General features: G+C 58.6%; 13 protein-coding genes. 3 read left to right on the plus strand and 10 right to left on the minus strand.

What is annotated here, in order from left to right; translation table 11 throughout:
• Nucleotides 1-12: 12 nt before the first annotated feature.
• Genes KVT28_RS05735 through argH form a run of 4 tightly spaced genes read right to left on the minus strand, consistent with a single transcriptional unit; the run spans nucleotide 13 to nucleotide 3,945 of the window.
• A complete protein-coding gene (locus tag KVT28_RS05735; protein ID WP_101763140.1) occupies nucleotides 13-834 on the minus strand; it encodes an ABC transporter substrate-binding protein in 822 nt (273 codons plus the stop codon).
• A gap of 17 nt (nucleotides 835-851) precedes the next feature.
• The gene (locus KVT28_RS05740) at nucleotides 852-1,616 is read right to left on the minus strand and encodes an amino acid ABC transporter ATP-binding protein (protein WP_217547173.1); all 765 of its coding nucleotides are present in this window, start codon (nucleotides 1,614-1,616) and stop codon (nucleotides 852-854) included.
• Between the two features lie 13 nt (nucleotides 1,617-1,629).
• On the minus strand, nucleotides 1,630-2,508 hold the full coding sequence (locus KVT28_RS05745; RefSeq protein ID WP_101763141.1) for an amino acid ABC transporter permease: 879 nt from the start codon (nucleotides 2,506-2,508) through the stop codon (nucleotides 1,630-1,632).
• A gap of 9 nt (nucleotides 2,509-2,517) precedes the next feature.
• Complete coding sequence (gene argH, locus KVT28_RS05750; protein ID WP_217547175.1) at nucleotides 2,518-3,945, minus strand: argininosuccinate lyase; 1,428 nt, start codon at nucleotides 3,943-3,945, stop codon at nucleotides 2,518-2,520.
• A 157-nt stretch (nucleotides 3,946-4,102) separates the two neighbouring features.
• Between argH and KVT28_RS05755 the strand changes: the two genes are divergently transcribed.
• On the plus strand, nucleotides 4,103-5,074 hold the full coding sequence (locus tag KVT28_RS05755; RefSeq protein WP_192236582.1) for a LysR family transcriptional regulator: 972 nt from the start codon (nucleotides 4,103-4,105) through the stop codon (nucleotides 5,072-5,074).
• 241 nt (nucleotides 5,075-5,315) lie between these two features.
• On the opposite strand, the gene KVT28_RS05760 is transcribed toward KVT28_RS05755, so the two are convergent.
• Complete coding sequence (locus KVT28_RS05760; protein ID WP_217547178.1) at nucleotides 5,316-5,834, minus strand: GNAT family N-acetyltransferase; 519 nt, start codon at nucleotides 5,832-5,834, stop codon at nucleotides 5,316-5,318.
• A complete protein-coding gene (locus tag KVT28_RS05765; RefSeq protein ID WP_101763144.1) occupies nucleotides 5,831-6,394 on the minus strand; it encodes a helix-turn-helix domain-containing protein in 564 nt (187 codons plus the stop codon). The genes KVT28_RS05760 and KVT28_RS05765 overlap by 4 nt, the downstream gene beginning before the upstream one ends.
• 151 nt (nucleotides 6,395-6,545) lie before the next feature.
• On the opposite strand from KVT28_RS05765, the gene KVT28_RS05770 reads away from it, so the two are divergent.
• A complete protein-coding gene (locus KVT28_RS05770; protein WP_101763312.1) occupies nucleotides 6,546-7,280 on the plus strand; it encodes a MerR family transcriptional regulator in 735 nt (244 codons plus the stop codon).
• A gap of 169 nt (nucleotides 7,281-7,449) precedes the next feature.
• Here the strand turns inward: KVT28_RS05770 and KVT28_RS05775 are convergent, their stop codons facing one another.
• Genes KVT28_RS05775 through KVT28_RS05790 form a run of 4 tightly spaced genes read right to left on the minus strand, consistent with a single transcriptional unit; the run spans nucleotide 7,450 to nucleotide 11,187 of the window.
• Complete coding sequence (locus tag KVT28_RS05775; RefSeq protein WP_217547180.1) at nucleotides 7,450-8,181, minus strand: ABC transporter permease; 732 nt, start codon at nucleotides 8,179-8,181, stop codon at nucleotides 7,450-7,452.
• A complete protein-coding gene (locus tag KVT28_RS05780) occupies nucleotides 8,181-9,116 on the minus strand; it encodes an ABC transporter ATP-binding protein (RefSeq protein ID WP_217547183.1) in 936 nt (311 codons plus the stop codon). The genes KVT28_RS05775 and KVT28_RS05780 overlap by 1 nt, the downstream gene beginning before the upstream one ends.
• Nucleotides 9,109-10,275: an ABC transporter permease gene (locus KVT28_RS05785; RefSeq protein ID WP_101763147.1), complete on the minus strand. Its 1,167-nt coding sequence runs from the start codon at nucleotides 10,273-10,275 to the stop codon at nucleotides 9,109-9,111. The genes KVT28_RS05780 and KVT28_RS05785 overlap by 8 nt, the downstream gene beginning before the upstream one ends.
• Before the next feature lie 3 nt (nucleotides 10,276-10,278).
• Nucleotides 10,279-11,187: an ABC transporter substrate-binding protein gene (locus tag KVT28_RS05790; RefSeq protein WP_101763148.1), complete on the minus strand. Its 909-nt coding sequence runs from the start codon at nucleotides 11,185-11,187 to the stop codon at nucleotides 10,279-10,281.
• Between the two features lie 215 nt (nucleotides 11,188-11,402).
• On the opposite strand from KVT28_RS05790, the gene KVT28_RS05795 reads away from it, so the two are divergent.
• Nucleotides 11,403-12,869 (plus strand): MFS transporter, encoded by a 1,467-nt coding sequence (locus tag KVT28_RS05795; RefSeq protein WP_101763149.1) that lies wholly within the window; start codon nucleotides 11,403-11,405, stop codon nucleotides 12,867-12,869.
• Nucleotides 12,870-12,888: the final 19 nt, after the last annotated feature.

Here is a 12,888-nt window from a genome sequence, read left to right on the forward strand (position 1 = left end):
CTGCGCGCTCCTTTAGCCCTGGTTGACGGTGGCCTTCGCCACGCCGTTGTCTGCCAGACCCCATTTGCCGAGGATTTTCTGGTAAGTGCCATCGGCAATCATCGCGTCGATAGCCGCCTGAATCGCGGTGGTCAGCTCGCCCGCATCTTTACCAATCGCCATGCCGGTGTACTGGAAGGAGAAGGCTTTATCCAGCGCCTTATATTTGCCCTTTTCCAGATCCATGATGTACGGCAGCGTTTCACTGCCCTGCACCACGCCATCCAGACGGTTCTGACGCAGCTGAGTGCGCGCATCGGCGGTGCCTTCGGCACCTACCACAATGATCGCCGGCTTACCGGCCGCTTCACAGTGTGCTTTTGACCAGTTGGCAATCTCCTGCGGGAAGGTGGTGCGACGGCTGGTACCGACTTTCTTACCGCACAGATCCATCGCGCTGTTGATGTCGCTGCGCGCGGATTGGGTGTAGAACTGCGGGCCGGTTTTGAAGTAATCGATAAAGTTCACCACCTGCTGACGCTCTTTGGTGTCCGTCATGCCGGACATCACCAGATCGACGCGCTTGGTCACCACCGCGTTCACCATCTGTTCGAAGGCGATCTCCTGCCAGTTGATCTTCACGCCGAGTTTTTCACCAATCGCCTGGCCGAGGTCGTAGTCCACGCCGGTCAGCTGGTTAGTCGCCGGATCTTTAAAATCCATTGGCGGATAGTTCGGCATGATCGCCACCGTCAGCCCTTTCTCTTTGATCGCCGCGGGTACGGCGATGTCTGCCCAGGCAGAGGATTGCAGCAGCAGCGCGGCACTGATGGCACTCAATAACAGCTTTTTCATATTCACCCCGGTAATGTTTAAAGAAGAATCGCGTTAATAAAGTTTTTCATCCGTGGATTTTGCGGGTTCAGCAGAATGTCTTCCGGTGCGCCCTGCTCGATAATCCGTCCCTCGTCCATAAACACCACCTGATTGGCCACCTCACGGGCAAAGCCCATTTCGTGCGTGACCACCAGCATGGTGGTGCCCTCTTTTGCCAGCTGACGCATCACCGCCAGCACTTCGCCCACCATCTCCGGATCCAGCGCCGAGGTGGGCTCGTCAAACAGCATCAGTTTGGGTTTCATCGCCAGCGCACGAGCAATCGCTACGCGCTGCTGCTGACCGCCGGAGAGCGACTGCGGATAGTCGTGCGCTTTGTGCGCCAGACCCACGCGATCGAGCAGCGCCATCGCCTCTTCGCTGGCTTCGCGCCTTGGGCGCAGCAGCACGTGACACGGCCCTTCGATGATGTTCTCCAGCGCGGTTTTGTGTGGGAACAAGTTAAAGCGCTGGAACACCATGCCGGTTTGCAGGCGCTGACGCGCAATCTGTTTGTCGCTTAGCGCATGCAGTTTGTTACCGGCGATGCGATAGCCCGCCAGCTCGTTGTCGACCCAAATTCCGCCTTTATCGACCTTCTCCAGCTGGTTAATGCAGCGCAAAAAGGTGCTTTTGCCGGAACCGGATGGACCGAGGATGCACATCACCTCGCCGTAGTTCACTTCGAGGCTGACATCCTTCAGGGCGTGGAACTGGTCGAAATATTTGTTCACCTTGACGGCGCGCACGATGTTTCTCATGTTGGGCTCCTGTTTACTGACGCTGACGATGGCCGCGTGAGAAATAACGTTCCAGTCGGCTCTGTCCAAACGACAACACCGTGACCACAATCAGGTACCAAATGCCTGCCACGAACAGCAGTTCCATGACGCGCGCGTTGGCGAAGTAGATGGTTTGCGTGTTGTAGAGCAGTTCCGAGTACTGAATCATGCTGGCGAGGCTGGTGGTTTTGATCATGCTGATAAATTCGTTACCGACCGGCGGCAGAATCACGCGCATCGCCTGCGGCAGAATGATGCGCTGCAACGCCTGCAGACGCGGCATGCCGATGGCTTTCGCCGCTTCGTATTGCCCGGTATCCACTGATAGCAAGCCCGCGCGCACCACTTCCGAGGTGTACGCGCCCTGATTGATGCTCAAACCGAGCAGCGCGGCGAGGAACGGCGTCATGATGGTGACGGTTTGCACGCTGAACACGCCGGGAATGCTGATGGTGGGAAACACCAGCGCGAGGTTGAACCACAGCAGCAGCTGCAGAATCAGCGGCGTACCGCGAAAAATCCACGCGTAGCCCACGGCGATGTAGTGCAGCACCGGATTCGGCGACATGTACATGATGGCGGTGATGACGCCAAACAGTACGCCGAGCCCCATCGCCAGCACCGACATGATCAGCGTGTTGACCACGCCGTTGAGAATCGCCTGGGCGGTAAAGAACTGGCCGACAAACGACCATTCGATATTGCCGTGCGCAAAGGCGTTTACCAGCAGCGCCAGCAGCAGCAGAATCACCGCCGACGCGGTGATACGGCCGTAGTAACGGCGCGGCACCACTTGGTAACGATCGAGATCGTAATGCGTCTGCTCGCGGCTGTTGTTCAAACCCGGCTCAATCGGCGTTGATTGCGACATAAGTTCTCCTCAGGCGCGTGGGCCAGCGTAATCTTCGGTCCAGCGCTGCTGATCCTGCATCAGGGTTTGCAGACGTGCCAGTTGCTCACGTACGCGTGCCGGTGCGGTACCGCCGTAGCCGCTTCGGGCCGCCAGCGCGGCTTCCAGCGTCAGCGCACTGCGCACCTCCGGCGTTAAGCGGACATCTACCGCCTGCAGTTGCGCATCGCTGAGATCCGACAGACCGCAGTTTTCGCGCTCGCACAATTGCACCAGTTGGCCGGTGATCTCATGCGCTTCGCGGAACGGCACACCGCGCATCGCCAGCCAGTCGGCCACTTCGGTCGCCAGCGTGAAGCCGTCCGGTGCCTGCTCGCGCATCACGTCGGTGTTGAATTTCAGCGTCGCCATCATGCCTGCCATCGCCGGTAGCACCAGCAGCAGCGTATCCACCGCATCAATCACATTGCGTTTGTCGTCGCTGAGATCGCGGTTGTAGGAGAGCGGCATCGCTTTCATGGTGGTGAGCAGCGCCATCAGATTGCCGACCAGGCGGCCAGCGCGGCCGCGCGTCAGTTCGGCGATGTCCGGGTTTTTCTTCTGCGGCATGATGGAGCTGCCGGTGGCGTAGCTGTCATGCAGCTCGACCCAGCGGAACTGGCGCGATGCCCACATGCACACTTCTTCGCACAGGCGTGACAGGTTGATGCCGATCATGCTGGTGACAAACAGGAATTCAGCGGCATAGTCGCGGCTGGCAACGGCATCAATGGAGTTTTCGCACGGCGCGAGATAGGAAAGATCGGCGGCGGCCTGCTCCGGCTGGCGCGCAATGGCGGAACCGGCCATCGCAGCGGCACCGAGCGGACAGCGTGCGCTGCGGCGATCCCAATCCTGCATACGTTCAATATCGCGGGCAAAAGATTGCGCGTGAGCCAAAAGTTGATGACCAAAAACAATCGGCTGCGCCTGCTGCAGATGCGTGAAACCGGGCGCGACGCTTTCGGTGTGCTGTGCCGCCTGCTCGACCAGCGCCTGCTGCAAGGCCAGCAGCGCGCTCACCACCTTGCGACCGTTGTCGCGCAGGTAAAGACGCAGGTCGTTAACGGTTTGATCGTTACGCGAACGCCCGGCGCGCAGCTTGCCGCCCAGCGGACCTAAACGCTCGGTCAGCGCGCGTTCGATAAAGGTGTGCACATCTTCGTCGGCGGCAATGGGATGTAGCTGACCGGCGCGATAATCGGCGTCTAACGCGTCAATGGCCGCCAGCATGGTGCTGAGCTCTTCGGCGCACAGCAGCTCGCCGCGTGCCAGTTCACGGGCATGCGCCCGGCAGCCCGCCAGATCGTAAGGTGCCAATGCAAAGTAATAATCCGGGCTACGAGACAGCGCGGTTAAACTCGCCGCCGGTGCCGCTTTAAAACGCGCGCCCCATAACAGTTCGGCATTATCAGACATGCTATTTCCCCTTACAGATAATCACCAGCGATATGAAAAAGGTATGGATGAACCAGTTGAAATAATAAAAACTTATTTTATGACCACACTGGTAAATAGGGCCTATTTCAGGTTCACTGTACTTTCACCGCAATTATTCCGGAGTTGAATAGCAAAAATGGAAAGTAAAGTTTCCCAGTCCGGAAACAATGCAAATAATCGCAGCGATAATGCGGTTCTGGCACTGAGTAATATCGATTTAAAATTACTGCGGGTATTTAAATGCGTGGTAGAAGCGGGCGGATTAACTGCTGCCAGCCACGAATTGAATATTGGTCTGGCGGCGATCAGTAAACAGGTTTCCGATCTGGAAATTCGTCTCGGCATGACGTTATGCAGCCGCGGACGCGAAGGTTTTGAGCTGACGCAGTACGGCATCAACGTCTACCAGGCCACGCTGGAGCTGTTCGTCTCGCTGAATCTGTTTCGCGAGCGGCTGCACAACAGCCGCAACGAACTGCTGGGCGACATTGCCATTTGCGTGGTGGATAACACCATCTCCGACCCGCAATCTCCGGTCACCGCAGCGGTGCAACAGCTGCACCAGAAAGCGCCAAAGGTACAAATTCGACTGCAAACCGCGCAATTAGATGATATTGAACGCGGCATCAGTGAAGGCCGTTTTCATTGTGGTATTGCACCGGTTTATGAAATGAAAAGTGATTTTGATTACTTCCCGCTTTATAAGGAATATTCAAAATTATATTGCTCTATGTCACATCCTTTATATTCTGGATCGTGCGATAAAAATATATCGCTGGACATATTACGTGAGCAGAAAATTATTAATCATTTATATGTGACGCCGCGCGACGATCGTCGCATCATTCCCTTACAGGACAGCGGCGTGCAGGCGGTTCAGGTTGAATCTGTCGCCATGCTGATTTTAACCGGCCATTTTATTGGTTATTTACCGGAACATTATGCCGCCGCGTTTATTGCGCGTGGGCAGCTGTGTGAGTTGGGTGATGATTCGACTCGCCGTGAAAACCCGTTTTGTTTGATGATGAAGAAGGGCCGCAAAATAAACCCGATTATCCGGCTGTTTATGCAGGCGCTGGGGATTGGCGAGGCGGAAGGACCGCACTGAGTTGGTGCATTTTGGGATTGTGCTCGCTGTCCCCGGTCTGTGCTCGCTGTCCGTCCAGGTTTGTGCTCGCTTTCCCCGGTCTGTGCTCGCTGTCCCCCATCCCGGCCTTCCCCCGCAAGCGGGGGAAGGAGACGCTGCCACATGCAGCTTCATCACTGACATATGGCAGCATCTTCCTCCCCCATTTATGGGGGAGGACCGAGGAGGGGGACAGCGAGCACAAGCACAATCACAAGCACAATCACCCCAACACCTTATACATCACCGTAGTCGCATCCAGCACACCTTCGGTTGACTCGGCATACAGCGGAATCGACCCAGCAATCTGCCAATCCATCGACAAATACAATGTGGTTGCCACGTCGCCGCTGCGCGTATCCAGCACCAGCAGGGTTTTCCCCTGCTGTGCCGCCAGCTGTTCCGCCTGCTGCATCAGGCGGCGCGCGATGCCCTGACGTCTGGCGCGGGGATGCACCAGCAGCTTACTGATCTCCGCCCGATGGCGACCGTTCGGCATTGCGCTGAATCCCACCATCACCGTCGCCACAATCACGCCCTGCTGATACGCCACCAGCAGCTGATTGTCGCCGCTCGCCAGGCTGTAAATTTTGTCCTGCCAGAAGCGCTCAATGGCCGCGCGATCGTTCGCATCAATAAAGCCCACGCTGGCGCCATCGGCGACGCAGCCCTGCAGCACATCACACAATGCCGCCAGCAGCGGCTGCGCCTGGGTGGCGCTGAGAGGTTCGATGTCAATCATGGTTTGCATACCACCAAAATGTAGCGCGCGCCGCCTTCGGCATGGGCGGCAAACGCGGATTTGCCGGTGAGATGAAAGCGCAGACAGTCGCCTGCCTGCAGCGTCCAGTGCTGATCGTCCATGCTGATCGTCAGCTCGCCCGATTGCAGCCAGATGTGCTGCTCCAGTCCCTGAATCGGCGGCGCATCGTAATCAATGCGCGCGCCAGGACGCAGCACACCTTCCACCACTTCCGCTTTAAAGTGGCTGGCGGGCGGTGATACGTTGCGGCGCTGGAAGCCGCTAGCGTCATCGCGCCATACCGGCTGTTGCGCCGCTTTCAGCAGCAGCGCGGCCTCCTCTTCCACCTCGCTCAGCAGGCGCGACATGGTCAAGCCGTAGGCCACGCAAAGGCGGTTAAGCAAAGCGGCTGTGGGGCTCGTTTCGGCGCGTTCAATGCGCGACAACGACGCCCGACTGATGCCGGTCGCCATCGCCAATTCATCTAATGACCAACCGCGTTGTACGCGTAATTCAGCCAGTCGCGCCGCCAGTCGATCGTCGGTATCCGAAGCAGACATCTTCACCTCTCATATACGGGAAATAAATCTCACATATGAGATATGACCTTAAATAAATAAAGCGGTCAAGTTGTACAATTAAAAAATCATTGTACAACCCAGTCGTGGGGGTTAAGGTGTTGTTATGCAGGTCAGAATTTTTGAGGACTTTATGGCCTTATACAGTATCGGGGATGTGGCCGAACGCTGTGGAATCAACCCGGTAACGCTTCGCGCCTGGCAGCGACGTTACGGTCTGTTAAAACCCCAGCGTACCGAAGGTGGTCATCGGCAGTTTGATGATGAAGATGTTCAGCGTATCGAAGAGATAAAACGCTGGATAGAGAGCGGCGTGCCCGTTGGCAAAGTGAAAGCGTTGCTGGAAGGCGCGACGGTCAATGTGGATGACGGTTGGTCGGCGCTGCAGGAAGAGTTGATGAGCGTACTGCGCCACGTTCGCCCGGCGAAATTGCGCGTTAAAATTGCCAATATTGGCCGGGAACATCCGGTGGATGCGTTGATCGATCACGTGTTCGTGCCGGTTCGCCAGCGTCTTGGTTTAGATCAGAACACCGCGCGCACCATGTGCAGTCTGCTTGATGGCGCGCTGATTGATTATGTGGCGTTTTGTCTGGCCTGTGGACGTAAAAAAGCCGGTAAAGATGCCTTGATGCTGGGTTGGGCGGTGGAAGATCGTACCCGCATCTGGCTGGAAGCCTGGCGTTTGTCGCAGCAAGGCTGGCGCATGGATGTGCTGGCGGAGCCGCTGGACATGCCGCGCCCTGAGTTATTCCCCGGACAAAACCTGTTTATCTGGACCGGCAAAAAGCCGACGCGTCGTCAGGTCGAGCAGTTTGAACACTGGCAGGCGCAGGGTTTTGCCATTCACCTGCACGACCCCGCATAAGTAAAATCGCACACACGGCCTTTGCCTGGCGTGGTGTGCGCGTTATCATGCCGCCCTAAATTTCTTTTCTCAGGTCTCCTCATGAACTGGAATAAACTCCTTATCGGTTCCCTGTTTGCCATCATGGCGCTTGGCGGCATGGGCGGCATGATGCTGGTCGGCTACAGCCTCATTGTGCATACCCACTAAGTTTGCGCTGCACGCGCTCTAGCAGGCGATCGCAAATTAACGCCAGCAGCGCCACCAGCAGCGCGCCCTGAATCACATAGGCGGTGTTAAAGCCGCTAAGACCGATAATCACCGGCGATCCCAGACTCTCCGCGCCCACCGTGGAGGCGATAGTTGCCGTGCCGATGTTGATCATCACTGAGGTTCGCACGCCCGCCATGATCACCGGTGCCGCCAGCGCCAGCTCAATCTGCCACAAGCGTCGCCACGGCCCCATGCCGAGGCCGACCGCGATTTCACGATTGCTGGCCGGTACGCTATCTAAACCTGCCAGCGTGCCCTGCAAAATCGGCAGCAAGCCGTAGAGAAACAGCGCCATTACCGCGGGCGTGGCACCAAACCCCATCACTGGCACCGCAATCGCTAACACCGCAACCGGCGGAAAGGTTTGCCCGGCCGCCGCCACGGTTTCCAGCAGCGGACGAAAGGCGCGCCCGGCGTGACGCGTAGCAAACACCGCACAGGCAACGCCGACCAGCAACGCCAGCAGGCTGCCGCTGACCACCAACGCCAGATGCGCCAGCGCCAGCCGCCAGAAACTCTCCTGCTGATACAGCGGACGCTCGAGCTGTGGAAACCAGTGAGCAAACAGCGGACCGCTGTGCGGCAAGCCCCACAGTAGCAGCAGAAAGGCCGCCAGCAGCCAGTAGAGCAGATCGCGTAACAGCCGCATCAGCTCGCCTCCCGCTGGCGCAGCAGATCGCTGAAGTGCAGCACGCCCAGCGGCTGTTGCTGCTGATCGATCACCGGCAATTTATCGGTGCGGCGCGCAATAAATTGCGACAGCGCTTCACGCAGCGTAAGCGATTCGGCAATCGGTTCGGCGTCCAGCCATTCACCGCGCCGCGCCGCGCTGCCCGCACGTCCCAGCGCCAGCAAACGCACGCCGAGCTCGCTGCGACCAAAGAACTCGCGGGCAAAGTCGTTCACCGGCTGCGTCAGCAGATCGATTGGCCTGCCCTGCTGCACGATTTCGCCGCCGTCCATCAGCACCAGCTGATCGGCCAGCGTCAGCGCTTCGTCGATGTCGTGCGTCACCAGCACCACGGTGCGACCGGACATTTTCTGAATGCGCAGCATCTCGTGTTGCAGCGCCAGACGGTTGACCGGATCGAGCGCACCGAAAGGTTCATCCATCAGCAGCAACTCGGGATCGGCCGCCAGCGCACGCGCCACGCCGACGCGCTGCTGCTGTCCGCCCGACAGCTGATGCGGCATGCGCGTCGCCAGATGGCTGTCGAGATTGAGCAGCGCCAGCAGCTCATCGACGCGTTGAGTGATCTTCGCCTGCGGCCAGCCGAGCAGCGAGGGCACGGTGCCGATGTTCTTCGCCACGTTCCAGTGCGGAAACAGGCCAATCGACTGAATGGCATAACCGATGCGGCGGCGCAACGCGCGCGCATCCATGTTTTCGATGGCTTCGCCAGCAAAACGGATTTCGCCGCTGTCGTGCTCCACCAGCCGGTTGATCATCTTCAGCGTGGTCGATTTGCCCGAACCGGAGGTGCCAATCAGCACGGTAAAACTGCCCTTCTCAATCTTCAGCGACAGGTTACGTATCGCCTCTTTGCCAGCGAACACTTTGCTCACCTGGTGAAATTCAATCATGACGTCTCTCCAGCAGTGCCGACAGTAAACGCAGCAGCGCATCAAAAATCACCGCCAGCGCCACCACCGGAATCACGCCCAGCAGCACCAGATCCAGCGCGCTGCTCAGCAATCCCTGAAAAACAATGGCGCCGAATCCGCCCGCCCCAATCAGCGCCGCGACAACCGCCAGGCCCACGGTTTGCACCACCACCACGCGCAGCCCGGAGAGCCACACCGGCAGCGCCAGCGGCAGTTCGGCGTGCCAGAACTGTTGCCACGCGCTCATGCCCATGCCGCGCGCGGTTTCACGCACTTCCTGCGGCACCTGCTGCAAACCGGCCACCACGCTGCGCACCAGCGGCAGCAGCGCGTAGAGCACCAGCGCAATCAAGGCCGGTGCAATACCGATGCCGCTGATGCCCCAACGGGCCAGCAGCGGAAAATGCGCCACCAATCCCGCCAGCGGCGCAATCAGTAAACCGAACAGCGCCACCGACGGCACCGTTTGAATCAGGTTAAGCACGCTAAATGCGGCATTCTGCCAGCGCGGACGCCGCGCAATCGCCAGCCCGAGCGGCAATCCGATGATTACCGTCGGCAGCAGCGTGCCGCCCAGCAGCCACAAATGCTGCGTGAAGGCCGCATCAAACACCGCCGTGCGGTTGGCGTACTCTTTCAAAAGCGAGAGACGATCAAGATGACCGCTGAGTAACAGCGCCAGCGGCAGCAGCCAGATTTGCAGGTTGAGCACAATGCGCCACGGGGTACTGCGGGTGATTTGCCGGACCGCTTCCGCCGCCAGCAGCAGCGCCAGCGCCGCCGCACACCACAAGCCGCTGCCAAACGCGGTGCGCGCCAGCGGGCTCCCGCTGTTCGCCAGTTGCGTGGCCTGTTGTCCGGCCAACCAGATGAGTAAGGCCAGCAGCACTTCCGCCGCCAGCAGCACCGATATCGCGTGAATGCGGCGCGGCGGCCACCACAAGCTCTGCCACAGCCACAGCAACGGGATGAACAGCAGTATGCTGTTGGTCACCTGCCATAACGTCAGCGGCTGGCCAGAGACCAGCCGATTGGCGGCAAAGCTCAATAGCGGCAAGGCAAACAGCGCCAGCGTGATAAGCGCGATTAACACCAGCAGCACCGGCTGCTGGCGCGGTCGGAATAACAACGACGACACTGCTTACAGCAACTTATTGGTCTGTAGCCACTGTTTCGCGACCTGGCTGGCATCCTGACCATCCACCGCGATCTGCGCATTCAGCTGCTGCAGGGTTTTCTCATCCAGCTTGCTGAAGACCGGCTGCAGCCAGTTGCCGATGTCCGGATATTGCTTGAGCACGCTTTCGCGGATCACCGGCGCAGGGGCATAAATCGGCTGCACGCCTTTCGGATCGCTCAGCGTTTGCAGGCCCAGCGCCGCTACCGGACCGTCGGTGCCGTAGGCCATCGCCGCGTTCACGCCAGAGGTTTGCTGCGCCGCCGCTTTGATGGTCACGGCGGTGTCGCCACCGGCCAGCGACAGCAGCTGCGCCTGCTCCAGTTTGAAGTTGTAGGCTTTTTCAAACGCCGGTAACGCATCGCTGCGTTCAATAAATTCCGCCGAGGCAGCCAGTTTGAAAGTGCCGCCTTTTTTCAGGTAAGCGCTGAGATCGTCCAGCGTGTTGAGGTTGTTCTTCTGCGCCACGTCGCCGCGCACCGCAATCGTCCAGGTATTGTTAGCTGGCGCGGGCGTCAGCCACACCAGATGATTTTTCTCGGCGTCGAGTTTTTTCACCTTCTCGTAGCCCTGCTGAGCGTTCTTCCACGCCGTGTCTTTTTCATCGTTGAAGAAGAATGCGCCATTGCCGGTGTATTCCGGGTAGATATCCAGCTCACCAGCGGTGATCGCGCCGCGCACCACTTGCGTGGTACCGAGCTGGATTTTATTGACGGTTTTTACCCCATGTTTGTCCAGCACCTGCAGAATAATGTTGCCGAGTAGCGAGCCTTCGGTATCAATTTTGGAACCAACTTTCACCGGATCCGCCGCCTGCGCTGCACCCATGCTCATTGCCAATGCCATCATTCCCAATAAACCCTGCTTTATCATCCCGCTTCCCTCATTTGTTTTCATTGTGTGACTATCAAGCGTAGCCTGGCGAAAGGGGATAGGCGCGGTCAAGCGGCTTACTTCGTGCTTTTTTTGCTATCAATTGCCTATCGGTTATAACCAAAACGCAGCACATATAACCAATTGGAATTTTCGATGTTAAGACGGCGGCTTATGCTCACAGTCCCACTCCTTACAATAAATTACAAAACATCATGACCGACTTAGCTTCTCCAGCGCATGTCGCGCAGGCAGGGAATGTCCCCACCGGTGAGACCAAATGGATCCGCAGCGCGGCCGATGTCTCCGGGCTGGTGAACAACAGCAACGAATCACGTAGCAACGCGCGCATCGTCATCGCGATTGCGCTGGGCGGCGTGTTCCTTGACGCCTACGATCTCGGCGCATTGGCGTTTGGCATCAAAGACGTGACGCGCGAGTTCCAGCTGACGCCCGCAGGCACCGGCATGGTGGCATCGGCGATTACCTTCGGTGCGATTGTTGGGGCGCTGATTGGCGGCTACCTCACCGACAAAATCGGCCGCTATCGCGTGTTTATGGCCGACATGTTCTTCTTCGTGGTGGCAGCGTTAGCCTGTGCGTTTGCGCCAAACGAATATGTGCTGGCCGGTGCGCGCTTTGTGATGGGCCTCGGCGTCGGGATCGACTTACCGGTGGCGATGGCGTTTCTCGCCGAGTTTTCGAAGCTGCGCGGGCAAGGCAATAAGGCCGCCAGCGTGGCGATGTGGTGTCCGACATGGTACGCGGCGATCAGTATTTCCTACCTGCTGGTCCTGCTGCTGTATGCGGTGTTGCCCGAAAGCCACACCGATTGGCTGTGGCGTTTGATTCTGGGTTTTGGTGCGGTGCCTGCGCTGCTGATCATCGCCATTCGCAGCCGTTACATGAGTGAGTCGCCGATTTGGGCAGCCAATCAGGGCAACCTCACAGGCGCGGCGGAGATTCTGCGCAACTCTTACAACATCAACGCGCAGGTGGCGGATGACGCCGATCTGACGCCGCAGAAAGCGGTACGTAAAGCCAGCTGGCGCAACTACGGCGCGCTGCTGCAGGGCGTCTATCGTCGTCGTACCATTCTGGCAACCGTCACCTCCATCGCCTCGTCATTTGCCTATAACGCGGTGGCGTTTGGCCTGCCGGTGATTATCTCCAGCTTCTTTGCGCAATCGATGCTGACCACCATTCTGGTGTCGCTGGCGCTGAATCTGCTGTTTGCTTTTGTCGGCGGCTTGCTGGCGGTGCGGCTGGTGCCGCGTCTGGGCGCGTGGAAGATGTCGGTGGCCGGTTACGCTTGTCAGTGCGTGGCGCTGCTGGGATTGGCGTTGATTGGTCGTCCGGAAGGCGGCGAACAGGCGGCGGTGGCGATTGCCATGCTGGCGCTGTTCCTGTTTGGTCAGGGCTTTGGTCCCGGCTCGCACACCATGACATTTGCCTCGCTAAGCTATCCGGCTTCGCTGCGCGGCGTGGGCGTCGGCTTCAACCAGACGCTGATGCGCGGCAGTTCCACCGTGTCGCTGTTCACCTTCCCGCTGCTGGTGGCGGCGTTTGGTACCGGCGTGTTCTGGGTGATTTTCCTTGCGCCGCTGATTGGCTTACTGGCGCTACTGGCGATTCGCTGGGAGCCGTCGGGTTACGACGTGGATGCGGAAGATTTTCAGTGATGGATTAACAGAGGTCGCC

This window comes from Pantoea sp. GbtcB22 (genome assembly GCF_019091025.1).
GTDB classification, from domain to species: domain Bacteria; phylum Pseudomonadota; class Gammaproteobacteria; order Enterobacterales; family Enterobacteriaceae; genus Pantoea; species Pantoea leporis.

What these genes read in the sequence shown, in the direction of transcription:
- KVT28_RS05765 (WP_101763144.1), bottom strand. Translation starts at nt 6,394, where the DNA reads ATGTCTGCTTCGGATACCGACGATCGACTGGCGGCGCGACTGGCTGAA.
- KVT28_RS05790 (WP_101763148.1), bottom strand. Translation starts at nt 11,187, where the DNA reads ATGATAAAGCAGGGTTTATTGGGAATGATGGCATTGGCAATGAGCATG.
- KVT28_RS05740 (WP_217547173.1), bottom strand. Translation starts at nt 1,616, where the DNA reads ATGAGAAACATCGTGCGCGCCGTCAAGGTGAACAAATATTTCGACCAG.
- KVT28_RS05775 (WP_217547180.1), bottom strand. Translation starts at nt 8,181, where the DNA reads ATGCGGCTGTTACGCGATCTGCTCTACTGGCTGCTGGCGGCCTTTCTG.
- KVT28_RS05795 (WP_101763149.1), top strand. Translation starts at nt 11,403, where the DNA reads ATGACCGACTTAGCTTCTCCAGCGCATGTCGCGCAGGCAGGGAATGTC.
- argH (WP_217547175.1), bottom strand. Translation starts at nt 3,945, where the DNA reads ATGTCTGATAATGCCGAACTGTTATGGGGCGCGCGTTTTAAAGCGGCA.
- KVT28_RS05755 (WP_192236582.1), top strand. Translation starts at nt 4,103, where the DNA reads ATGGAAAGTAAAGTTTCCCAGTCCGGAAACAATGCAAATAATCGCAGC.
- KVT28_RS05760 (WP_217547178.1), bottom strand. Translation starts at nt 5,834, where the DNA reads ATGATTGACATCGAACCTCTCAGCGCCACCCAGGCGCAGCCGCTGCTG.
- KVT28_RS05770 (WP_101763312.1), top strand. Translation starts at nt 6,546, where the DNA reads ATGGCCTTATACAGTATCGGGGATGTGGCCGAACGCTGTGGAATCAAC.
- KVT28_RS05780 (WP_217547183.1), bottom strand. Translation starts at nt 9,116, where the DNA reads ATGATTGAATTTCACCAGGTGAGCAAAGTGTTCGCTGGCAAAGAGGCG.
- KVT28_RS05745 (WP_101763141.1), bottom strand. Translation starts at nt 2,508, where the DNA reads ATGTCGCAATCAACGCCGATTGAGCCGGGTTTGAACAACAGCCGCGAG.
- KVT28_RS05735 (WP_101763140.1), bottom strand. Translation starts at nt 834, where the DNA reads ATGAAAAAGCTGTTATTGAGTGCCATCAGTGCCGCGCTGCTGCTGCAA.